The 22,017-nt window shown below is 71.5% G+C and carries 18 protein-coding genes; 9 read left to right on the forward strand and 9 right to left on the reverse strand.

From position 1 onward, the window contains the following. Nucleotides 1-88: 88 nt before the first annotated feature. A complete protein-coding gene (locus AB0B94_RS21900) occupies nt 89-319 on the reverse strand; it encodes a winged helix-turn-helix domain-containing protein (RefSeq protein ID WP_357282879.1) in 231 nt (76 codons plus the stop codon). Here AB0B94_RS21900 and AB0B94_RS21905 point away from each other — a divergent pair. Further along, the gene (locus tag AB0B94_RS21905) at nt 311-523 is read left to right on the forward strand and encodes a hypothetical protein (protein WP_357282962.1); all 213 of its coding nucleotides are present in this window, start codon (nt 311-313) and stop codon (nt 521-523) included. The two genes, AB0B94_RS21900 and AB0B94_RS21905, sit on opposite strands and share 9 nt — an antisense overlap. A 41-nt stretch (nt 524-564) precedes the next feature. On the opposite strand, the gene AB0B94_RS21910 is transcribed toward AB0B94_RS21905, so the two are convergent. The 4 genes from AB0B94_RS21910 to AB0B94_RS21925 form a co-directional block, all read right to left on the reverse strand. Next, nucleotides 565-1,497, reverse strand: coding sequence for an HNH endonuclease (locus tag AB0B94_RS21910; protein WP_357282882.1), 933 nt, complete (start codon nt 1,495-1,497; stop codon nt 565-567). A gap of 165 nt (nt 1,498-1,662) precedes the next feature. Further along, entirely contained in the window at nt 1,663-2,394 is a 732-nt protein-coding gene (locus AB0B94_RS21915) for a restriction endonuclease (RefSeq protein WP_357282884.1), read from the reverse strand. Nucleotides 2,395-2,697: 303 nt separating this feature from the next. Beyond that, nucleotides 2,698-4,323 carry an anibiotic ABC transporter gene (locus AB0B94_RS21920; RefSeq protein WP_357282886.1) on the reverse strand — a complete coding sequence of 542 codons (1,626 nt, stop codon included), beginning with the start codon at nt 4,321-4,323 and terminating at the stop codon, nt 2,698-2,700. After that, nucleotides 4,320-5,330: an ABC transporter ATP-binding protein gene (locus tag AB0B94_RS21925; protein ID WP_357282889.1), complete on the reverse strand. Its 1,011-nt coding sequence runs from the start codon at nt 5,328-5,330 to the stop codon at nt 4,320-4,322. The genes AB0B94_RS21920 and AB0B94_RS21925 overlap by 4 nt, the downstream gene beginning before the upstream one ends. A gap of 109 nt (nt 5,331-5,439) precedes the next feature. On the opposite strand from AB0B94_RS21925, the gene AB0B94_RS21930 reads away from it, so the two are divergent. Continuing rightward, nucleotides 5,440-6,381: a TetR family transcriptional regulator gene (locus tag AB0B94_RS21930; RefSeq protein ID WP_357282892.1), complete on the forward strand. Its 942-nt coding sequence runs from the start codon at nt 5,440-5,442 to the stop codon at nt 6,379-6,381. Nucleotides 6,382-6,426: 45 nt separating this feature from the next. Here the strand turns inward: AB0B94_RS21930 and AB0B94_RS21935 are convergent, their stop codons facing one another. Beyond that, nucleotides 6,427-8,220 carry an ABC transporter ATP-binding protein gene (locus tag AB0B94_RS21935; RefSeq protein ID WP_357282894.1) on the reverse strand — a complete coding sequence of 598 codons (1,794 nt, stop codon included), beginning with the start codon at nt 8,218-8,220 and terminating at the stop codon, nt 6,427-6,429. An 81-nt stretch (nt 8,221-8,301) separates the two neighbouring features. On the opposite strand from AB0B94_RS21935, the gene AB0B94_RS21940 reads away from it, so the two are divergent. Together AB0B94_RS21940 and AB0B94_RS21945 are read left to right on the forward strand one after the other, a co-directional pair. Beyond that, nucleotides 8,302-8,733 (forward strand): MarR family winged helix-turn-helix transcriptional regulator, encoded by a 432-nt coding sequence (locus AB0B94_RS21940; protein ID WP_357282897.1) that lies wholly within the window; start codon nt 8,302-8,304, stop codon nt 8,731-8,733. 146 nt (nt 8,734-8,879) lie between these two features. Beyond that, on the forward strand, nt 8,880-10,664 hold the full coding sequence (locus tag AB0B94_RS21945) for an N-acetylglutaminylglutamine amidotransferase (protein WP_357282900.1): 1,785 nt from the start codon (nt 8,880-8,882) through the stop codon (nt 10,662-10,664). Between the two features lie 22 nt (nt 10,665-10,686). Here the strand turns inward: AB0B94_RS21945 and AB0B94_RS21950 are convergent, their stop codons facing one another. Next, the gene (locus AB0B94_RS21950) at nt 10,687-11,820 is read right to left on the reverse strand and encodes a glutamate--cysteine ligase (protein ID WP_357282903.1); all 1,134 of its coding nucleotides are present in this window, start codon (nt 11,818-11,820) and stop codon (nt 10,687-10,689) included. Between the two features lie 216 nt (nt 11,821-12,036). On the opposite strand from AB0B94_RS21950, the gene AB0B94_RS21955 reads away from it, so the two are divergent. Next, complete coding sequence (locus AB0B94_RS21955) at nt 12,037-13,359, forward strand: FAD-dependent oxidoreductase (RefSeq protein WP_357282906.1); 1,323 nt, start codon at nt 12,037-12,039, stop codon at nt 13,357-13,359. A gap of 107 nt (nt 13,360-13,466) precedes the next feature. Here AB0B94_RS21955 and AB0B94_RS21960 read toward each other — a convergent pair whose 3' ends face one another. Then, nucleotides 13,467-15,695, reverse strand: coding sequence for a discoidin domain-containing protein (locus AB0B94_RS21960; RefSeq protein WP_357282909.1), 2,229 nt, complete (start codon nt 15,693-15,695; stop codon nt 13,467-13,469). Between the two features lie 230 nt (nt 15,696-15,925). Then, nucleotides 15,926-17,125, reverse strand: coding sequence for an ROK family transcriptional regulator (locus AB0B94_RS21965; protein ID WP_357282912.1), 1,200 nt, complete (start codon nt 17,123-17,125; stop codon nt 15,926-15,928). A 235-nt stretch (nt 17,126-17,360) separates the two neighbouring features. Here AB0B94_RS21965 and AB0B94_RS21970 point away from each other — a divergent pair, with 235 nt between their 5' ends. The 4 genes from AB0B94_RS21970 (at nt 17,361) to AB0B94_RS21985 (ending at nt 21,960) form a co-directional block, all read left to right on the forward strand. Then, nucleotides 17,361-18,659 (forward strand): sugar ABC transporter substrate-binding protein, encoded by a 1,299-nt coding sequence (locus tag AB0B94_RS21970; protein WP_238670599.1) that lies wholly within the window; start codon nt 17,361-17,363, stop codon nt 18,657-18,659. Nucleotides 18,660-18,729: 70 nt separating this feature from the next. Further along, on the forward strand, nt 18,730-19,722 hold the full coding sequence (locus AB0B94_RS21975; protein ID WP_238670598.1) for a sugar ABC transporter permease: 993 nt from the start codon (nt 18,730-18,732) through the stop codon (nt 19,720-19,722). After that, complete coding sequence (locus tag AB0B94_RS21980) at nt 19,715-20,554, forward strand: carbohydrate ABC transporter permease (protein ID WP_238670597.1); 840 nt, start codon at nt 19,715-19,717, stop codon at nt 20,552-20,554. Before AB0B94_RS21975 ends, AB0B94_RS21980 begins: the two co-directional genes overlap by 8 nt. A gap of 29 nt (nt 20,555-20,583) precedes the next feature. Continuing rightward, nucleotides 20,584-21,960, forward strand: a complete 1,377-nt coding sequence (locus AB0B94_RS21985) for a GH1 family beta-glucosidase (RefSeq protein WP_357282919.1) — start codon at nt 20,584-20,586, stop codon at nt 21,958-21,960. Nucleotides 21,961-22,017 lie beyond the last annotated feature (57 nt).

The raw sequence follows: 22,017 nt of genomic DNA on the forward strand, positions 1-22,017 counted from the left end.
GCCGCCCAGGCGAGGATGCACCGTCCTGCCCGGTACCGGCCTCTGCCCGCGGCGAGGTCCGGCTCGTTCACGTTCGCCGGCTCGTTTCCTACGGCTCCCGCATCCAGGTCTTCGGGTCGGTCACGAAGACGCCCTTGCCCTGCTGCCGCCGAATCACCCGCAGCGCTTCGAGGCGGGCGTAGGCCATTTGCACGGTCCCGTGGCTGACGTTGTAGCGAGCACGCAACTCAGCGATTGAGGGCAGCTTGTCCCCGGGCTTCAGCTTCTTTGACCTGACGTCGACGATCACATCGTCGGCGATGCGCCGGTAATCCGGCACTTCGACCTGCTCGTCATCGACGGCCGGGCCTCGGTGCAGTTCGCCGGAGATCGCGCGCTGACCCTCCGCGTCGTCTCGGTCTGCGACCAGCCGACGTACCAGGGCTGGGTCTGGTTGAGCGGCTATGTCCTCAACAGCCGAGGTGACGCGACCACCAAACGCGAGGTCTACGTTCAGCTCGCCGGCCTCACGGCGTCCGGGTAGTGGGATCAGCCCGAACCTCGCTTGGCGCGACTAGAACTGGATCAAGCCGCCTTGTAGACCGTGTCGAGGTGCCATTCGAGGAAATCGGCACGCGGCCGGTCGCTGCGCCGTTCTGGCAAGGCGATCTGCTCGCCCGCCTTCGCGTAGAACTGGTCACCGTTGCCGAACTCGCTGCGAAGCCGCGGACTGACCAGAAGGCGGTGCTTCGGATCAACGCCGAGGTAGCCGCGGTCGAAGAGGATGTGCACGTCGGACTTGAGCAACAGACCGTTGTCCAGCCGGTGCTCGCCCCCGAGCGGGAGCGGACGGATGTGCGCGGCCTGCAGCACCGGCTGGACCCTGTTCCCGGTGATCGCACAACGCCGACCGTAGGCTCCCAGGACCACCGCCTTGAATGACTGCTGCCCGAGCCGTTGGGGCACCAGTCGCGGGTCTCCGTAGACGGGTCCGGGACGATGCCAGGGCCCGCTCAGGTCAACCGACGCCGTCGTCCCGATCAGACGATAGATCAGCGGATCGAAGTACGGGGCCGTGTCAGCGTCGGCCAGGTTGTAGGTCTTGCCCTGCACGACATTCGATGCGAACTGTGGCGGCGGACCGACGGTCGATTCGTCGGAGAAGAAGCTCACGTCCCTGACGAAGATGCAGCCGATGATCGGATCCTCCCCTTCACCGATCGCCTGCTTGCGGTAGCGCCCGACGCTGCGGCGCATCTCGTCGATACTCGAAGCGCCATTGGCCTCGCCGAAGAGTTCCCACGCCTCGGAGATCCGCAGCTGTGTGAAGCCGCTGAAGAAGCCGCCGCCCACCACCCGGTTCAGCGGAAAGTGCGCCTTGAACAGGAAGGGCTCGCCCGGAGTGAGCGCCCGGAATGTGCCACCGGAGGGCCGCCAGAAGTTGACCTCGTTCAGCGCGGGACGCTCCGCGAGGAAGCGGTACCACCTCTCGTCAGTCACCCCCACGAAGGCCTTCACAACGAACAGCGTGGATCAAGGAGGACCTGGACGCCACCACCTGAACGGTCACCGGTCCGCGCGGAGCGGCGGCCGCTGTCCTCAGGGCATCGGGTAATCGCGCCAGCGCCCCGGCGAGGCTGCCAGCATGGGCCGGCTCCGCCAGCCCTGCTCCGACGTTCTGCGTCAGTGCGACCCGCCTCCCGCGATGGACCCCGGCGCTGGCCTTCCCGTCCAGGCCCACATTTCCAGTGCGGTCCGGTCCACGAGAGTGATGTCGAGCTGCCGGGCTATCTGGATGCCGTCCCCTGCGGTGAAGAAGCTGTTCGTCACGAGCATGCAGATCTCGCCGCCATGGATCACCCGGCAGGTGCCGGCGAACCGTTGGATCGCGGCACTGCCCACCCGGTTGTTGGGGCTCTGCCGCTTGCACTGCACCACGACGCGTCGGCCATCGGGAGCTGACGCCAGGACGTCGGCTCCCCGGTCACCGGGGCCGCCGCACACCGTCACATCGCGAAACCCGGACGCGACCAGGAGCCGTGCGAACCACTGCTCAAACTCGGATCCACTCATCGTGTCGGTCACCGCGATCAACCGGTCCCGCTGGGCCTGATCGGCCCGCTCGCGGGCGCGCTGCTTCGACACCACCAGAGCCACCGCGACCGCCCCCGCGACGACAAGGCTCACCAGGAGCGCGGTCCAGTGAGGATGCCGCCGCACGACGTCGACGACAACGCGCAGGAGCACGAAGACGACGACGGCACCCAGCGCGAGCACCCAGCCGTTGGCCGACCTGCTGCCACCGGTCAGGCGGCGGGCCGTCGATCTGCGCCGAACACTGCGGGCGCGCCGCCGTCGGTAGTGCGCCCGAACGCGGGCGCCGCCCTTCCTGGTGTGCGACCTGACGTACGGCACGCGGCACCTCCGCTGTCGAGGAAGCCTCAGTGTCGCGGCTGCGTCCGACAAACCGCGCACACGATCGCCGGGAATGTCGGCTACCCGTCAACCGTGGTCACCGAAGGTGGCGCTGCGCGAGCCTCGTCAGCAGCGCCCGTAATGCCGCAACCACGCCGAGCTGCCCTCTGTGGACAGTCGTCGACCTGGGTAAGAACGCCTGGCCGGAACCGCGTGTGTCAGCTCAGCTGATCGGTGGCAGTTCAGCGGGGCCGGCGTCGGCGTGTCGGGCCGCTCAGCTGCCAACGATCAAGAGACGCCCGCTCAGGACGGGACGTCACGGTGGCGGAAGGCGGCCACGCCGACGGCGAGCAGGGCCGCGGCCACCGCCGCCAGCACCACCAGGGGAAGCGCCGCCGGGTCGACAGCGGGCACCGCCGGCACATGGGTGTACGGCGAGACGTTGAGCGCGGCCTGCGGCAGCTCCAGCACCGCGCCGAGCTGCCCGAGGAGCAGGAAGACCAGCAGCGCCGTCCAGGACAGCACCACCGACCAGCGGGGCAGCAGCCCGAAGATCGCGGTCACCACCCCGGCGATCACCAGCAGGGCGGGCAGCCGCAGCAGCGCGGCGCCGCCCAGCTCGACGGCCTGGCCGAGCGGGTCTCCGGTGACGATGCCGTAGCCGAGGCCGGTGGTGACGCCGGCGAGGAGCAGCAGGACGATCGCGCCGAGTGTCGCGGCGAGCACCTGGGTGCCGAGCCAGCGGGTGCGGCTGACCGCCGTGGCGAGGGCAGCCTCCAGCACCCCGTCGGCTTCGTCGCTGCGGACGCGCAGCAGGGCCTGCACGACGTACGCGCCGATGGTCAGCGCGAAGAGGCCGAGCATCGCGGTCAGGTACGCGTTGATCAGGTCGTCTCCGCCGCCCATCGCGTTGATCGCCTCGGCGGCGGCCGGGTTCGCGTCGATCATGTCGTTGAACTCGTCGGCGGCGACGCCCATGGGGAGGCCGAGCGCGGCCACCCCGACCGCCCAGCCGAGCAGCGTGCCGCGCTGCGTCCGCCAGGCCAACCCGGCGGGGCTGAGCAGCCGTGGCGCGCCGCTGGCTGGTCCGCGTCGGGGCGCGATCAGCCCGGCGCCGAGGTCGCGGCGCTCGGCGAGGGCGTACGCCAGTGCCACCCCGGCGAGCAGCAGCGCGACGGGTAGGGCGAGGACCCACCAGCGTTCACCGTCGAAGGCGCGTACCTGGTTGCCCCAGCCGAGCGGGGAGATCCATGAGGGCCAGGCGCTGCGCACCCGGGTGCCGTCGGCGCTCTGCTCGCCGAGGACGTCTCCGGCGGCGCGCAGCACGAAGGAGAGCCCGACGGTGGCGGCGGCGAGCGCGTTGGCGCCGCGTGCGGTGACGGAGAGCTGGGCGGTGACGGCGGCGATCGCGGTGAAGGCGACCCCGACGCCGCCGATCGCGCCCGCTGCCGCGACGGAGCCGGCGAGCGGCAGACCGGCGCCGACCAGCGCGACCGCGAGCAGGGCGGCGGCCAGGGTGTTCGCGGCGACGATGACCAGCAGCGCGGCGGTGAGTGGCGCGTACCGGCCGACCACGTTGGCGCCGAGCAGTTCGGCCCGGCCGGTCTCCTCGTTCTGGCGGGTGTGCCGGGTCACCGCGAAGGTGCTCAGCAGCGCGACGATCAGGGCCAGCGTCACGTACGTCTCGGCGACCACCACGGCACCGAGGTCGGTGCCGTGGATGGGGCCGTTGAAGGCGCGGGCGACCAGACTGGACGCCGAGGTGGTGGCGTAGCCGAGCCGGGCGTCCTGGTCCGGGTAGATGCCGGCGACGCTGCCGGCGAGGGCGTAGCCGAGCAGGGGCGTGCCGAGGATCCAGATGGCGAGGCGGATCCGGTCGCGGCGCAGCACCAGGCGGGCCAGCCGAGTCGTGCCGGTGAGGGCGCTCACCGGACGCCGCCCCGCGGGGCGTCCGCCTGAGCATCGGCGTCCGAGACCTCGGCGGCGGAAGCGCCCGAGCCACCGGCGGGGGAAGCCCCAGTGGCAGCAGCGTCGGCGGAAGCGCCGGCGGCTGCGGGGTCGTCGCCGTAGTGGCGGAGGAAGAGCTGTTCCAGGGTGGGCGGTGTGCTGGTCAGCGCGCGGACTCCGAAGCGGATGAGCTGACCGAGCAGCGCGTCGAGGTGGGTGGGCTCGACCTCCAGGTGGGTGCGGCCGTCGACCTCGTGCACGTCGTGCACGCCGGGCAGCGCGTCCAGGCCGGTGACCGGGCGGGCGGTCTCAACGGTCACCGCGGTGCGGGTGAGGTGGCGCAGTTCGGTGAGGGTGCCGGATTCGACGGTGCGGCCCTCGCGGATGATGCTGACCCGGTCGCAGAGCGCCTCGACCTCGGCGAGCACGTGGCTGGAGAGCAGCACTGTGGCGCCGGCCTGCTTGACCCGCCGGACCTCGTCCTGGAACACCGCCTCCATGAGCGGGTCGAGGCCGGAGGTCGGCTCGTCGAGCACGTACAGCTCCACGTTGGAGGCGAAGGCGGCGACGATGGCGACCTTCTGCCGGTTGCCCTTGGAGTACGTGCGGCAGCGGCGGGTCGGGTCGAGGTCGAAGCGGTGCAGCAGCTCGTCGCGGCGCTGCCGGTCCAGGCCGCCGCGCAGCTTACCGAGCAGGTCGATGGCTTCCCCGCCGGCGAGGTTGGGCCAGAGGTTGACGTCGCCGGGCACGTACGCCAGTCGGCGGTGCAGGCGGACCGCGTCGCGCCACGGATCGGCGCCGAGCACCTGGGCGTCACCGGAGTCGCGGCGGAGCAGCCCGAGCAGGATCCGGATGGTGGTGGACTTTCCGGAGCCGTTGGGCCCGAGGAAGCCGTGCACCTCCCCCTGCTCGACCCGCAGATCCAGCCCGTCGAGTGCCCGGATGGCGCCGAACGTCTTGACCAGGTTGCCGATCGAGATGACGGGCATCGCCCCTCCTGCCGTTGGCTGCGTCGACCGATCTCACTGTACTGACCAACGGTCAGCCGAATCAACGGTGATCGTGCCCACCGGTCAGGACGTCGCTAGGCTGGCCGGCATGACCGCCGATCCCGCGGACGACACCCGCACCCGGATCCTGCGCGCCGCGCTCGACCTGTTCGCCGAACACGGCTACCAGCGCACCTCGCTGCGCCAGATCGGCGAGCGGCTGCGGCTGACCAAGACCGCGGTCCTGTACCACTTCCCGGCCAAGGAACACCTGCTCGCCGCCCTGATCGAGCCACTGCTGGCCGACCTGGAGGGGCTGCTCGACGCCGCACAGGGACAGCCGACCGATCAGGCCCGGTGGACGGTGCTGGAGGGCTGGGTGGACATCATGCTCGCCCACCGCCGACCGCTGGGCATGCTCTATCACGACATCGCGCTGGTCGGTCGGGGCGACACGTACCACCGGTTGATCACGATTGCGATGCGGGCGAACGACGTCATCGCGGGGCCGGACGCCGGGCGTCGGGAGCGGGTCCGGGCGGTGCAGGCGGTCGCCGCGTGCAGTGATCCGATCGTCTTCTTCACCGACGTGTCCGACGAGGTGCTGCGCGCCGACATGCTCGACGGCGTACGCCGGCTGCTGGGCCCGCCGCCCCCGGACGCCGCAGCCCCGCCGCCCCTGGGCGCGGCAGCCGGGCCGCACGCGAATGCGGGAACCGGACCGCACGCGGACGCGGCTGCCGGAGCACGCACCGACCTCGCGGCCGGGCCGCGCGGAACCACGACGGTTCCGGCGTCGGCGCGCGAAACCCCGGTGCCCGGGACCGGGAGGGAGGCCGCCTCGGGTAACACGGCCCCGGCGTCGCCATCGGGCGCGGCCGGTACGGCAGCCCACCGGCGTCGACGGCCGGGACGGCCGCCAGCGCTGGGCCGGGAGCAGGTCGAGGTGGCCCGGCGGATGCACGCGGCGGGCACCCACTCGGTGGACGCCATCGCCGCCGCGTTGGGTGTCTCGCGGGCCACCGTCTACCGGCACCTGACCGCACAGTAATGAGACAGTTTCAAGACTGTTTCGAGACGGTTGTGAGTCGGGAAGTCAGGCCGCCAGGGTGGCGTAGCGGCCGTTGCGGTCCAGCAGGCTGTCGTGGGTGCCGGTCTCGACGATCCGGCCGTGGTCGAGCACCGCGATCTGGTCGGCGTCGCGGACCGTGGAGAGCCGGTGCGCGATGGTGATCGTGGTGCGCCCCTGGGCGAGCACGTCGAAGGCCCGCTGCACGGCCCGTTCGGTCTCGGTGTCCAGCGCGCTGGTGGCCTCGTCGAGGACCAGGATGCGCGGGTCGCGCAGCAGCGTGCGGGCGATCGCGAGGCGCTGCTTCTCGCCGCCGGAGAACCGGTGCCCCCGTGAGCCGACCACTGTGTCGTACCCGTCGGGCAGCCCGGCGATCAGGTCGTGGATCTGGGCGGCGCGGGCGGCCTCCTCGATCTCGGTGTCGGTGGCCTCCGGGCGGGCGTAGCGCAGGTTCTCCCGGACTGTGGTGTGCAGCAGGTACGTCTCCTGGCTGACCACGCCGACGATCGCGGCCAGGTCGGCCAGGCGCAGGTCGCGCAGGTCGACGCCGTCGACGGTGATCCGGCCGGCGGTCGGGTCGTGCAGTCGGCTGACCAGCCCGGCGAGGGTGCTCTTGCCGGAGCCGGTCTCGCCGACCAGGGCGAGGCTGGTGCCGGCGGGCACGTCGAGGGTGATTCCGGCGAGGGCGGCGGTGTCGCTGCCCGGGTAGCCGAAGGTGACGTCCTCCAGGCGTAGGTGGCCGCGGACCCGGGTCGGGTCGAGGCGGACCGGCTCGGCGGGGTCGGCCACGTCGACCGGCAGGTCCAGGTATTCGAAGATCCGGGCGAAGAGCGCCAGCGACGCGGTGAGCGAGACACCCACGTTGAGCAGGCCCATCAGCGGTCGGAACAGGCCACCCTGCAGGGCCGTGAAGGCGACCAGGGTGCCGATGCTCAGCGTGCCGGCGGTGCCGGGCAGCCCGGCGGCGAGGTAGATGACCGCCGGTACGGCGGCGAAGATGATGCTCATCGAGGCCATCCGCCAGCGGCCGGCCAGCTCACTGCGTAGCTCCAGGTCGACCAGGCGCGCCGAGGAGGCGGTGAAGCGGTCGATCAGCGCGGGGCCGGTGCCGAGTGTCTTGGCCAGTTGTACGCCACTGATCGAGAGCCCCTCCTCCACTGTGACGTTGAGGTCGGCGAGTTCGCGTTGTCGCTGGGCGGTGATCTCGCGGCGCATCCGGGCGACCCGACGGGTCAGCCAGATGGCCGGCGGCAGCACCACGAGCGACACCAGGGAGAGCTGCCAGGAGAGCGCGACCATGGCGACAGCTGTGGCGACCACTGTGGTGAGGTTGGCGGCGACGGCGGTGGCGGTGGAGGTGACCACCGACTGCATGCCGCCGATGTCGTTGGTGATCCGGGACTGCACCTCGCCGGTGCGGGTGCGGGTGAAGAAGCCGAGCGACTGGCGCTGGAGGTGGCTGAAGACGTCGGTGCGCAGCCGGTGCATGACCCGCTGGCCGACCTGGGTGGAGATCCAGGTCTGCACGACGCCGAGGGCGGAGGTCACCGCCGCGACGGCGACCATCCCGAGGACCAGCCAGACCAGCAGTGTCACGTCGCCCTGCGGCAGGGCCCGGTCGATCACGGCACGCAGCAGGAACGGGGTGGCCATCGCGATGATCGAGGAGACCACGATGATCGCGGTGACGGCGGCCAGCGCGGGCCGGTGGGGGGTGAACAGGCGACCGATGCGGCGCAGCGACACCTGACGGGCCTGCGTCTTCTCTTCGGCGCTGAGGGTGCGGTGGCCGCGGTCGCGGCCCTTCGGGGTGGGTTCCAAGGGGGGGACTGCCTTTCGTCGACAATTGCTGAGGTTACCTCATCATGAGGGAGCAACCACATATCCTGCTACCGTATTCCGGTGACCGAGCACACCGTCGACAGCGCCGACGACGAGAGCCTGGCGGAGACGTTCTGGGCGGTGGCGTCCCGTCTGCGCCGGCAGAGCCGCGACTCACTGGCACCCTGGGACGTCACCCCCAGCCAGTCCCGGGCCCTCGGTGTGCTGGCCCGGCACGGCGAGGTACGCCCCGGCACCCTCGCCGAGCACCTGCGCATCGCGCCCCGCTCGGCGACCGAGGTCGTCGACGACCTCCAGACCCGGGGGCTGGTCGAACGCCGACCCGACCCGGCCGACCGTCGGGCGACCCTGGTCGCGCTCACCGAGGAGGGCGACCGGGTCAGCACCGCCATCCGGGCCGCACGCCGGGCCGAGGCCGACCGCTTCTTCGGCCACCTCAACGACACCGACCGCGCCGAACTGGCCCGCATCCTGCGCACCCTGCTCGACTGAGCCGGACGCGCGGGATCACCTGCGCGTTTGCCCGCCCGATGCTCGGGTAGCCAGCGGCCCCGTTCCCACCGCGGGCCCCGCCACCACCAGTCGGGGAGACCTGACAGGAGGGCCATGTCTGCCCTGAACCAGCACCGCCTCGCCTGATGTGCGGGATCAGCGGGGAGGCGCGATTCGACGGTCGCTCGCCCGACGCGGCGGCGGTCACCCGGATGACCGAGGCCATGCGCTCACGCGGCCCGGACGACGAGGGCCTGTTCGCCGACGGCTGGGTGACCCTGGGGCACCGCCGGCTGACCATCATCGACCTGTCCGACGCGGGCGGGCAGCCGATGGTCCGCGACGACCTGGGCCTGGCACTGGTCTTCAACGGCTGTATCTACAACTACCCCGAGCTGCGCGAGGAACTGCAGAACGCCGGGTACGCCTTCGGATCCACCAGCGACACCGAGGTGATCCTGGTGGCGTACGCCCACTGGGGCGAGCGTTTCGTCGACCACCTGGTCGGCATGTTCGCGATCGGGCTGGTCGACCGGGTCCGGCGGCGGCTGATCCTGGCCCGCGACCGGCTCGGCATCAAACCGCTCTACCTCGCCGAGACACCGGGGCGGCTGCGGTTCGCCTCGACCCTGCCCGCGCTGCTGGCCGCCGGCGACGTCGACACCGGCATCGATCCGGTGGCGCTGCACCACTACCTGTCCTGGCACTCCATCGTGCCCGCGCCGCGGACGGTACTGCGCGGGGTACGCAAGCTGCCACCGGCCACCCTGCGGGTGATCGAGGCGGACGGGCGCAGCCGCGAGGAGGTCTACTGGCGGCCCGACTACGTGCGGGAGCCCGCCGACGCGGGGATGGACGCCGCCGACTGGCGGGCCACGATCGGCGACGCGCTGCGCGCGGCGGTACGCCGACGGCTGGTCGCCGACGTGCCGGTGGGGGTGCTGCTCTCCGGCGGACTGGACTCCAGCCTCATCGTGGCGCTGCTCGCCGAGGCCGGTCAGCAGCACCTGCGGACGTTCAGCATCGGCTTCGACAGCCGCGACGGCGAGTCCGGCGACGAGTTCCACTTCTCGGACCTGGTGGCCCGCGCGTACGACACCGACCACCACAGGATCCGACTGGCCGACGACGACCTGGTGCCCGCCGTCCGACGGGCCGTGCTGGCGATGACCGAGCCGATGGGCAGCCACGACGTGGTCGCCTTCCACCTGCTCTCCGAGCAGGTGGCGAAACACGTGAAGGTGGCCCAGTCGGGGCAGGGCGCCGACGAGGTGTTCGCCGGCTACGGCTACCACCAGCCACTGGTCGAGGCGCCCCGGCACGGCGCCGCCGAGACGTTCGCCGCCGCGTTCTTCGACCGCGACCACGACGAGCTGCGCCGCATCGTCGGCCCGGCGTACGCGCTGGAGCACGACGCCAGCCGGGACCTGCTCACCGGGCACCTCGCCGCGCCCGGGGCGCAGACCGCGCTGGACGCCGTGCTGCGCCTGGACACCCACCTGATGCTCCCCGACGACCCGGTCAAGCGGGTGGACAGCATGAGCATGGCGTGGGGGCTTGAGGTGCGTACGCCCTTCCTCGACCAGGACCTGGTCACCCTGGCCGCGCACTGTCCGCCGGAGCACAAGGTCAGTCAGGGCGGCAAGGGCGTCCTGAAGGAGGTCGCCCGTGAGGTGCTGCCCACCGAGGTGATCGACAGGCCCAAGGGCTACTTCCCGGTGCCGGCGCTGCGCAACGTGGACGGCCCGGTGCGCGAGCTGGTGGCCGAGGCGTTGCAGGCGCCGGCCGCGCGCGAGCGGGGGCTGTTCCGCCCGGAGTACGTGGCACATCTGCTGGCCGAGCCGGACCGGGCGGAGGCCGCGGCCGGCAGCAACAAGCTGTGGCAACTCGGCCTGCTGGAGCTGTGGCTACAGACCCACGACATCCGCTGACCCCGGTGGGCAGCGGCGGCGGTCAGCTGGCGGCGGTGCGGGTGACCAGGTCGTCGAGGACCGCGTGCAGGTCTCCGGCGCGCTCCAGCACCCGCCGCTGCCGGGTGGCGCCGGTGCCGTCGCGACGCAGCCGGGCGAGCTGCGCCAACACGTACCCGAGGTCGCCGTGGCGCAGCAGCGCCGGGGCGATCACCGCCATCAGCTCGTCGACGAGCGCCCAGGCGGGGCGGGTGCCGCCGGCACGCAGGTCGATCAGCTCGCCGTCGAGACCGTCGTGGGCGGCCCGCCAGTGCGCCGCGGCGACCAGGCAGTCCCGGACGTGCGGGGCGCTCACCCCGGCGCGTACGTCGTCGGCGAGGGTGGCCACGAGGGACCGGACCAGCGCGGCGACCAGCACCGCGTCGTCCACCTCGGTGCAGACGTCACCGACCCGCACCTCCACCGTCGGGTAGGTCGACGACGGCCGGGCGTACCAGTAGACCATCGCCGCGTCGAGCATGATGCCGGCGGCGATCAGCTCGTCGACGGTGCTGTCGTAGTCGGCGACGGAGTCGAAGTACGGCGTCGGACCGATACTGGGCCAGCGTTCCAACTGCATCGAGCGCCAACTGGCGTGCCCGGTGTCGTACCCGTCGTGCAGCGGCGAGTTGGCGGTGATCGCCTGCACCACCGGCAGCCACACCCGCAGGTGGTTGCAGACCTGCACTGCCAGTTCCCGGTCGGGCAGCCCGACGTGCACGTGGCAGCCGCACACCGCCGGGTCGTGCGCCACCGGCCCGTAGCGGCGCGACATGGCGTGGTAGCGCGGTTCGTCGGGGACCGTCCGGTGCGGTTCGGCCACCGGGGTGGCGCCGACCGCCACCAGCCGGGCCCCGGCCGCCGTGGCGGCCTCGACGGCGCAGCGGCGCAACGCCACCAGGTGCGCGCGCAGCTCGGTGAGGTCGGCGCAGACCGGGGTGACCATCTCCACCATGCTGTGCCGGAACTCCTGGCGGCTCTGCTCCCGGGCGGGGCCGCGCAACGCGCCGCGCACCTGGTCGGCGACCGGGAGGTTCCGGCCGCTGTCCGGGTCGAGCAGCAGGAACTCCTCCTCCACACCGAGCGTGAGGGTGGACAGGTCGGGCGCGGTGTCGACGGCGGTCGGTCGGTACGCCATGGCCCCTCCCCATCCCCTGCTGCGGCGGTGCCTCGGGGTTCCCGGCCGCCCCTGCGGCAAACGCGCCCTCAGGGCGTCGCCACTGCCGTCGCGCGTACGGTGAGAAAGGCCCGTTCGGCCGCGTTGTCCGTCAGGGCGACGGCCGTCCGGTACGCCTCGACGGCCGCCCCGCACCCAACAGTCATGCGCCGGGCGGTGGCGGGTAAGTAGCGCCGCGTGACCGACGGCTTGCGGGTGGTAGTGGTCGGCGCCGGCTTCTCCGGTCTCGCGGCCGCGCTGGCGCTGAGCCGCGCCGGCGCCCAGGTGCGGGTGCTGGAGGCCCGCGACCGGGTGGGCGGTCGGGTGCTGACCCGATGGCTGCCCGAGCTCACCCAACTCGACCTGGGGGCGCAGTGGATCGGGCCGACCCAGGACCGGATGTACGCGCTGGTCGCCGAGCACGGGCTGGCCACCTTCGCCTCGGCGTCGGTCGGCGCGCCCACACTGCTCTGGGCCGGTGCGCCCCGGGCCGAGCCGCCGGCACAGGTGGGCCGGGTGCTCGGCCTGCTCGACGAGTACGCCGCACGTCTGGACCCGGCCGCACCCTGGGCGACGCCGGAGGCAGCACTGTGGGACCGGACGACCCTCGGGGGATGGCTCGCCACCACCGCCGGGGACGACGACACTGCCGACTACCTGGGGCGGCTGCTCGCCGGCGGGCTGCTGGCCACCGGCCCCGACGAGCTGTCCCTGTTGCACCTGCTGTTCTACCTGCGCAGCGCCGGCGGGACCGGGCCGTTGCTGGGGATGGCCGGCGGCGCGCAGCAGGACCGGATCGTGGGTGGGCCGCCGGCGCTGGCCGAACGGATGGCCACCGCCCTGCCGCCGGGAGCGCTGACGCTGGCCGCGCCGGTGCGGGCCATCGAACAGACAGTCGACGGTGCGACGGCGTGGACCGACACCGGGCGCGTCGACTGCGACGCCGTGGTGGTCGCGCTGGCCCCGGCACTGGCCGGCCGGATCCGGTACGACCCGCCGCTGCCCCCGCTGCGTGACGGGCTCACCCAGCGGATGCCGATGGGTTCGGCGCTGAAGGTGCACGCCGTCTATCCGGAGCCGTTCTGGCGTGCCGACGGGCGGTCCGGGGTGGCCACCAGCAGCGCCGGTCCGCTCACCGAGACGGTCGACAACTCCACCCCGACCTCACCGATTGGGGTGCTGACCGGGTTCAGCTACTCCACCGACGCCGCGACCCTGCGCGGCATGTCCCCCGAACGGCGTCGGCGATGCCTGCTCGAGGCGTTCGCCAGCGTGGTCGGGCCACGCGCCGGGGACCCGGTGGACCTCGTCGAGTACGACTGGTCGGCCGACGAGTGGACCCGGGGCTGCTTCTCCGGTGCGCTCACCCCGGGCACGTGGCGGACCTACGGCCCGCACCTGCGGACGCCGGTGGGGCGGGTGTACTGGGCGGGCACCGAGACGGCCACCCGCTGGAGTGGCTACCTGGAGGGCGCGGTGTGCGCCGGTGAACGGGCGGCGGCCGAGGTGCTGGCCGGCTGAGCGGCACGACCGCAGCCGGCCCGGTCTCGGCGGGACCGGGCCGGCCACGGCCCTGGGTGCCACCCGGCCGACCGGTCACAGAGGACCGGCCGGCGCGGGCGCCCCGGTCAGGGGTAGGTGGTCAGGTACACCGTCTGGTTGGCCGCGTTCGCGGTGCCACCGGCGTTGTTGATCACCCGGTTGATGGTGCCGACGCCACCGAGCGAGACGGTCACCATGTTCGTGAAGCGCACGTTCGGGTTGGTGGGCACCTCGAAGGACCGTTCCTCTACCACCGCGGGGTTGACATTGAAGTAGCTGTAGCTGCCCAGCCCGAACGCCTGGTGACTGGTCACCGAATCGGCGACCTTGTACGCGGCGTAGCCCCGGGTCGACCCGTTCATCCAGGCCGCCTGGTTCGGCGGGTCGTAGGGCAGTTCGTTCTGGTAGAAGTACGTCCGCCCGCCGTTGCCGTTCCAGATGGTCTGGTACTTCTGGTAGTGCTCGACGAAGAGGCCGTACATGGTGACGTTGTCGCCGTTGACGGTGAGCCCGGTGTCGGCGGTGTTCAGCGTCCACCCGGTCGGTACGCCGCTGGCGGCGTGGTCGGCCCGCCACAGCCACATGTGGTCGCCGATCACGTTGTCGCTGTTGACTGTCAGCGTGTTGGTGGCCTTGCCGACGTGCGGGCCGCCGATGCGGAAGAACACGTCGTGCAGCGAGGTCGGGTTGCTGGCGTGGCTCGCGGACGATCCGGACGGCCCGACCTCCATGAGCACCGGCGAGTTGGTGGTGCCGGCCTCGAACATGATGCCGGCGACCTTCACGCCGTCCACATCGGCCACCCGCATCCCGACGGTGCCGTTGTCGGCCTGGATGGTGGCCAGGCCCAGACCGAGGATCACCGTGTCGGCCCGGTTGACCTGGATCGGCTCGGTGATGCGGTGCACGCCCGGGGTGAAGAGCAGGTGCTTGCCCTGGGCCAGAGCCGTGTTGATGGTGGCGGCGCTGGTGCCGGGCTGGACCACGAAGAACTGTGACAGCGAGAGGGACGAGCCGGCCGGGGTCTTGTTGTACCAGCTGGTGCCGGTCGAGTTGGTGCGCAGCGCCGGCACGAAGACCCGGTACTCGCCGCTGCCCGTCACGTACAGGAACGGCTTCTCCCGGACCTGCGGGGTCTGGGCGATGACTGTGTGCGACGGGTTGGGAAAGCTCGGCGCGGGAGCGCCGTTGACACCCTGGAAGACCATGTTCCACACCGAGCCGGTCCAGCCGTTGCCGAACTCGCTGTTGCGGGAGTACCACTGCTGCTGCGAACCGGAGACGACAAGGCCGTCGATGCGGGTGTCGGCCAGCAGGCCACCGCTGGACCAGCCGTCACCGCCGTTCCAGAGCTGGATCTGGTTCTGCGCGCCGCGCAGGTGCATCCGCCGGTACGGTGCCGCCTGGGACACCGCCCAGCGCTCCACGGTCTGCCCGGCGGGCAGGGTGACCGAGAGGTTCTCGGCGGCCCGCCAGAAGTTCTGGGTGGCGTTGCCGCCGAACCAGAACGCCTCGGTGCGGACGTGGCCGTTGAGGTTGACGTCGTCCGGGCTCATGCCGAGGCCGGCGACCTGGGTGAAGAAGCCGAGGTTGACGTCGGCGGTGTAGGTGCCGGGCTTGAACAGCACGGCGTAGCGCTGCGGGCCGAACTGGTTGGTCTCCTGCTGGGTGAACAGGGTGTTGAGTCGACTCTGGATCGTCGACGTCGGCGTGCTCGGGTCGAAGACGAACGTGTTCGGTCCGAGGTTGGGGTTGTACGGGTCGGTGGGCGTCACCGGGGGCTCGTTGGTGCCGCCGCCGGTCTCGCCGTAGACCTGGAACTCCCAGAGCGAGAAGCCGTAGCCGGTGCCCCGGGCGGTGCCGTACATGCGCACGTAGCGGCCGGCGCCGGAGACGGTGAGGTTCTGGGTGCCGCCGGTGCCGGTGGTGGTCGAGTAGATAGTGGTCCAGGTGGATCCGTTGTCGGAGGTCTGGAGCTGGAAGGCCCGGCCGTAGGCGCCCTCCCAGAGCAGGTTGACCTGCGTGATGGTGGCGCGGGCGCCCAGGTCGACCTGGAGCCACTGCGGGTCGCTGAACGCGCTGGACCAGCGGGTGCCGGTGTTGCCGTCGACAGCGGCGGCGGCGGGGGTTCCGCCGTTCTCGGTGGACGAGGCGGTGGCCGTGCGGCCCTGGGACAGCAGGACGGGGGCGGCCTGCGCGGGTGTGGTGGCACCGGTCGGGGTGAGCGCCGCGACCAGGGCCACGGTGAGCCCGACCAGCAGGTGCCGGACGGCGCGTCGAGGACGCAGGCGTACGGATGTTGCACGAGATGTCATGACATCGCCTGTCGATAGGGGGCTACGAGGGGGTGCCGCGTGGATGGGATCGGCTCGCCCCGTGGCGCCGTGGGTGGTGCCGCCGATGCGGCGTCGCGGGTCGGAGAGCGCTCTCGTAGGAGTGTTGCGGCGAGATTGCGACGGCGTCAAGACATCGATCTATAACTTCGTTATTTATCCCGAGGATTCTTTTTGGGTAATTTGGCGACGGCGCCGCCGTCGCCCCCCGCTCAGCGGCGGACGCCACCCTCGGTGAGGAAGCGGGCGATCGGGAGGGTTGCCGCGCCCAACGCCACCGCGTCCACCCCGAGTCGGCACAGCTCGATCGACGCCTGCTCGTACGGCTGGCGCAGCGCCTGCCGACCGGCGGCCTCCCGCACGGCCGGCAGCAGGTCGCCGAGGGCCATCGCCGCCCAGCCGCCGAGCACCACGCGCTCCGGGTTGAACAGGTTGATCAGGTTGGCCACCCCGGCGCCGAGGTAGCCGGCGGTGTCCGCCAGCACCCGTCGCGCGGTAGCCGAGGTCTCGGCGGCGGCGACCAGCGCGGCGATCTGGGACTCCTCGTCCTCGCCCGGCACCGGTCGACCCCGGCGCGCCTCCCGGTAGCGGTCGATGATCGCCTCCGCCCCCACGTACGCCTCCAGGCACCCGCGCGCGCCGCACCGGCAGACCCGGCCGCCGTACACCAGCGTGGTGTGCCCCCACTCCCCCGCGCTGCTGGACGCGCCCCGGTAGGTGGCGCCGTTGGTCACCACCGACGCGCCCACCCCGGAGCCGACGAGCGCGAAGACGGCGTGCCGGGCACCCCGGCCGGCGCCGAACCACATCTCGGCCTGGCCCAGGGTCTTCGCGCCGTTGTCGATGTGCAGTGGCAGGTCGGTGCCGGCGCCGATCAGACGCTCCAGCGGCACCCGGTCCCAGCCGAGGGCCTGGGCGTGCACGACGGCCTCGGTGCCCTGCTCGACCACGCCGGAGACGCCGATGCCGACGCCGAGCACGTCACCGGGGGCCACCCCGGCCTGGCCGGTGACCGCGTCGATGCCGGCCAGCACACGCCCGGCCACCAGGTCGGGCTCGGTGCGGGCCGGGTCGAGCGGGTACTCGACGCTGGCCAGCAGGGTCATCGCGAAGTCGAACAGCTCCACCCGGACCCGGGTCTCGCCGACGTCCACGCCGACCACGAAGGCGAAGCGGGGCGCCATCCGCAGCAGCATGCTGGGCCGGCCGCCGTCGGACTCGGCGGCGCCGGCCTCGACGACCAGTCCTTCGTCGATCATGTCGGCCACCACGTTGCTGACCGCGGGTTGGCTCAGCCCGGTGCTGCGCACCAGGTCCTGGCGGGTGAGCGGGCCGTCCAGGAAGAGCTTGGTCAGCAGGGCGGACCGGTTGCGCAACCGCACGCTGCGGTTGGTGGCACGCGCCAGCTCCACTCGTCACCTCGTTCCCGTCGGCCGTTCGAGGCGACTGTAACCGCCTCGTGCTTGACGACCCACCTGCCAGCAACTTTAATGACGACATAAATTAAGCCGTGATGTAACTCCCGGGAAACGCCGACGGACCCCGACGGCGCACCCCCGAACCCTGTCCGCAGCCGGCCCCCGTCGCCCGACCCCTATCGGTGACGGAGGCCGGCGGACCCCCACCACGCACCGGAAGGGCTGACCCGTGTCGAGACGACACCTCGGGATATTCACCGCCGCCGTACTGGCGGCCGCCTCGCTGACCGCCTGCGGAGGCTCCGGCGACGACTCCGCCTCGTCGCCCAAGACGCTCACCTACTGGGCCAGCAACCAGGGCGCCAGCCTGGAGGCCGACAAGACCACCCTCCAGCCGGAGTTGGACAAGTTCGAGAAGCAGACCGGGATCAAGGTCACCGTGGAGGTGGTCCCCTGGTCGGACCTGCTCAACCGCCTGCTGGCCGCCGCCGCCTCCGGCAAGGGCCCGGACGTTGTCAACATCGGCAACACCTGGTCGGCGTCGTTGCAGGCCACCGGCGCGCTGGTCGAGTTCGACGACGCCGCCCTGCAGGCCGTCGGCGGCAAGGACCGGATCGTGCCCGCCGCGCTCGCCGCCGCCGGCGCCCCCGGCAAGCCGCCGGCCGCCGTGCCGCTCTACAGCATGGCGTACAGCCTGTACTACAACAAGAAGTCGTTCGCCGACGCCGGCATCACCGCACCGCCGACCACCTGGGAGCAACTCGCCGAGTACGGCAAGAAGCTGAGCACCGGCGGCAAGTGGGGCCTGGCGATCGAGGGGGCCAACCCGTCGGAGAACGCCCACCACGCCTTCACCTTCAGTCAGCAGTACGGCGGCGAGTGGTTCGACTCGGCCGGCAAGCCGACCTTCGACACCCCGCAGAACGTCTCGGCGATCAAGCGGTACATCGACTTCATGGCCGCCGACAAGATCACCAACCCGAGCAACGCCGAGTACGCGCAGAACCAGTCGGTCTCCGACTTCGCCAACGGCAAGGCCGCCATGCTGCTCTGGCAGTCCGCCGGGTCGAACCTGAAGACGCAGAACATGCCCGCCGACGCGTACGGGGTGGCCCCGGTGCCGTTCCTGGCCAGCCCGCCGGCCGGCGGCAAGAAGGTCAACAGCATGGTCGCCGGGATCAACATGGCGGTCTTCAAGCACACCAAGAACAAGGACGGTGCGCTGAGCTTCGTGAAGTTCATGACCAGCGACGAGGAGCAGACGATCCTCAACAAGACGTACGGCTCGCTGCCGGCGGTGAAGACCGCCGCCTCCGACCCTGCGTTCAGCGCCACGGAGCAGAAGACCATCCAGGAAACCCTCGTCACCACCGCGGCCCCGCTGCCGCAGGTGCCCGATGAGAGCACCTTCGAGACCCTGGTCGGCACCGCGATGAAGGAGTTGTTCGCCGACGCGGCCAGCGGCAAGCCGGTCACCGAGGAGTCGGTGAAGGCCAAGTTGACCGACGCGCAGCAGAAGATGCGCTGACCCAGGCGTCACCGGTGGCCGTGGTCGGGCGCTGAGCCCGGCCACGGCCACCGCCTCCGAGAGGACCCCGATGGCAACCAGCACCACCGCGCCGGACGCCGACCGGCGCGAACCCCGGGCCGGGTCGCCGGCCCGGGGGCCGGCCCGCCGGCCCCGCGGCCCCCGCCGCTCGCTCCTGCCGTACCTGCTGCTCGCACCGGCCGTCGTGCTGGAACTCGCCATCCACGTCATCCCGATGGTGGTCGGGGTCTGGATGAGCCTGCTGGAGCTGACCCAGTTCCACATTCGCGACTGGTCCACCGCGCCCTTCATCGGGCTGGAGAACTACCGGGCGACGCTCGACCTGAACAGCGCCGCCGGCAAGGAACTGCTGCACTCGTTCTGGGTCACCCTGGCCTACAGCCTGCTCTCGGTCGGCTTCGCCTGGCTGCTCGGCATCTCGGCGGCTGTCGTCCTGCAACGACCGTTCCGTGGACGGGCCATCCTGCGGGCACTGTTCCTCACCCCGTACGCGCTGCCGGTCTACGCGGCCGTGATCACCTGGAGCTTCCTGCTGCAACGCGACACCGGCCTGGTCAACCACGTGCTCGTGGACCAGCTCGGGCTGATGAACGAACGGCCGTTCTGGTTGATCGGCGACAACAGCTTCTGGTCGCTGCTGGTGGTGTCGGTCTGGCGCAACTGGCCCTTCGCGTTCCTGTGCCTGATGGCCGGGCTGCAGAACGTGCCCGGTGAGCTGTACGAGGCCGCCGCGATCGACGGCGCCGGGTTCTGGCGCCGGCTGCGCTCGGTCACCCTGCCGATGCTGCGGCCGGTCAACCTGGTGCTGCTGCTGGTGCTGTTCCTGTGGACGTTCAACGACTTCAACACCCCGTTCGTGCTGTTCGGTGGTTCCGCGCCGGAGCAGGCCGACCTGATCTCCATCCACATCTACCGCAGCTCCTTCAAGACCTGGGACTTCGGCTCCGGGTCGGCCATGTCGGTGGCGCTGCTGCTGTTCCTGCTCGTCGTCTCGGCCGTGTACCTGCTGATCACCAACCGTCGGAGGGATGACCATGCGTGAGACAGCCGGTGAGCGCTGGGGTCGGCGCATCGTGCTGACCCTGCTCGCCCTCTTCGTCGTCATCCCGCTCTACGTCATGGTCACCTCGGCGGCGAAGCCGTTGCAGGACGTGCAGAACGGCTTCACCTGGTGGCCCAGCCGGCCCACCCTGCAACCGTTCGTCGACATGTGGAGCACCGTGCCGCTGGCCCGGTACCTGGTGAACAGCCTGGTGGTGTCGAGCATCGCGGCGGTCTGCTCGGTGGCGGTGGCCATCTTCGCCGCGTTCGCGGTGAGCCGGTACCGGTTCCGCGGTCGGGGTGTCTTCACTGTGACGGTGCTGTCCACGCAGATGTTTCCCGGCATCCTGTTCCTGCTGCCGCTGTTTCTCATCTACGTCAACCTGGGCAACGCCACCGGCATCGAGCTGTACGCCAGCCGCACCGGCCTGGTCATCACGTACCTGACCTTCTCGCTGCCGTTCTCGATCTGGATGCTGGTCGGCTACTTCGACTCGATCCCCCGGGGTCTGGACGAGGCGGCGCAGGTCGACGGCGCTGGTCCGCTGCGCACCCTGTTCCAGGTCATCCTGCCGGCCGCCGTGCCCGGCGTCGTCGCGGTCACCGTGTACGCGTTCATGACCGCGTGGGGTGAGGTGCTCTTCGCGTCGGTGATGACCGACGAGGGCAGCCGCACCCTGGCCGTCGGCCTGCAGGGCTACTCCACCCAGTTCAACGTCTACTGGAACCAGATCATGGCTGCCTCGCTGGTGGTCAGCATCCCGGTCGTCGTCGGGTTCCTGGCCCTGCAGCGCTACTTCGTCGCCGGCCTCACCGCCGGCGCTGTCAAGTGAGTCATCCAACCCCAGAGGAGAACCGACCCGTGCCCGACCTGTCCAAGCTGCCACCCGACTTCCTCTGGGGTGTCGCCACGGCGGCGTACCAGATCGAGGGGGCCGTCGACGTCGACGGCCGGGCGCCGTCCATCTGGGACACCTTCTCGGCGACTCCCGGCAACGTCGACAACGGCGACACCGGCGCGGTGGCGTGCGACCACTACCACCGGTGGCCGGAGGACCTGGCGCTGCTGCGTCGCCTCGGCGTGGACGCGTACCGCTTCTCGGTGGCCTGGCCCCGGGTCATGCCCAACGGCGTCGGGCGGGTCAACGCCGCCGGGCTGGACTTCTACGATCGGCTCGTCGACACGTTGCTCGCCGACGGGATCCGACCGTTCGTCACGCTCTACCACTGGGACCTGCCGCAGGTCCTCCAGGACCGGGGCGGTTGGCCGGAGCGCGCCACCGCCGAGGCGTTCGCCGACTACGCGGCGGTGGTCGCCGGCCGGCTCGGTGACCGGGTCGCAGACTGGTGCACAGTCAACGAGCCGCTCTGCGTGTGCTGGATCGGGCACCTGGAGGGCAACATGGCCCCCGGCGAGCGGGACCTCACCCGGGCGGTGCACGCCTCGCACCACGTGCTGCTCGGGCACGGCCTGGCCACCCAGGCGATCCGGGCCAACGCCGCCCGGCCGGCCTCGGTGGGCCTGGTGCTCAACCTCAGCCCGGTCGAGGCGGCGACCGACCGACCCGAGGACGTCGCGGCGGCCCGCCGGGCGGACGGGCACGTCAACAGGTGGTGGCTGGACCCGATCCACGGGCGCGGCTACCCGGCAGACATGATCGCCACCTACGGGGTCGAGCCGCCGGTACGCGGCGACGACCTGGCGGTGATCGCCACGCCGACGGACTTCCTCGGGGTGAACTACTACTTCCGGCAGTTGGTGGTCGACGACCCGACCGGCGCGGCGCCGTACGCCCGGCAGGTGCCGGTGCCCGGCTCGGTGGAGACCGCGATGGGCTGGGAGATGTACCCGGCGGGCCTGGAGCGGCTGCTCGTCGACGTGCACGAGGAGTACCGGCCGGGCCGGATCATCGTCACCGAGAGCGGCTCGGCCTGGCCGGACGAGGTCACCGCCGACGGCACCGTGGAGGACAAGGAACGCACCGACCACCTGGAGCAGCACCTGGCCGCGTGCGCCTCGGCGGTGGCCCGAGGGGTTCCCCTCGACGGCTACTTCGTCTGGTCGCTGCTGGACAACTTCGAGTGGGCGTACGGCTACGACAAGCGCTTCGGGTTGGTGCACGTCGACTACGCCACCCAGCGTCGGACGGTGAAGGCGAGCGGTCTGCGCTACGCCGAGGTGATCCGGGCCCATCAGCGGGTCGCCCGGGCGGCGGGCACCGTGACGCCGGTGGCCTGACCGGCGGGCAGCGCGACGGCCGCCCGGGGGTGACCCTGGGCGGCCGTTCGTGTCCCA

Source organism: Micromonospora sp. NPDC048986 (genome assembly GCF_040649335.1).
Lineage (GTDB): Bacteria > Actinomycetota > Actinomycetes > Mycobacteriales > Micromonosporaceae > Micromonospora > Micromonospora alfalfae.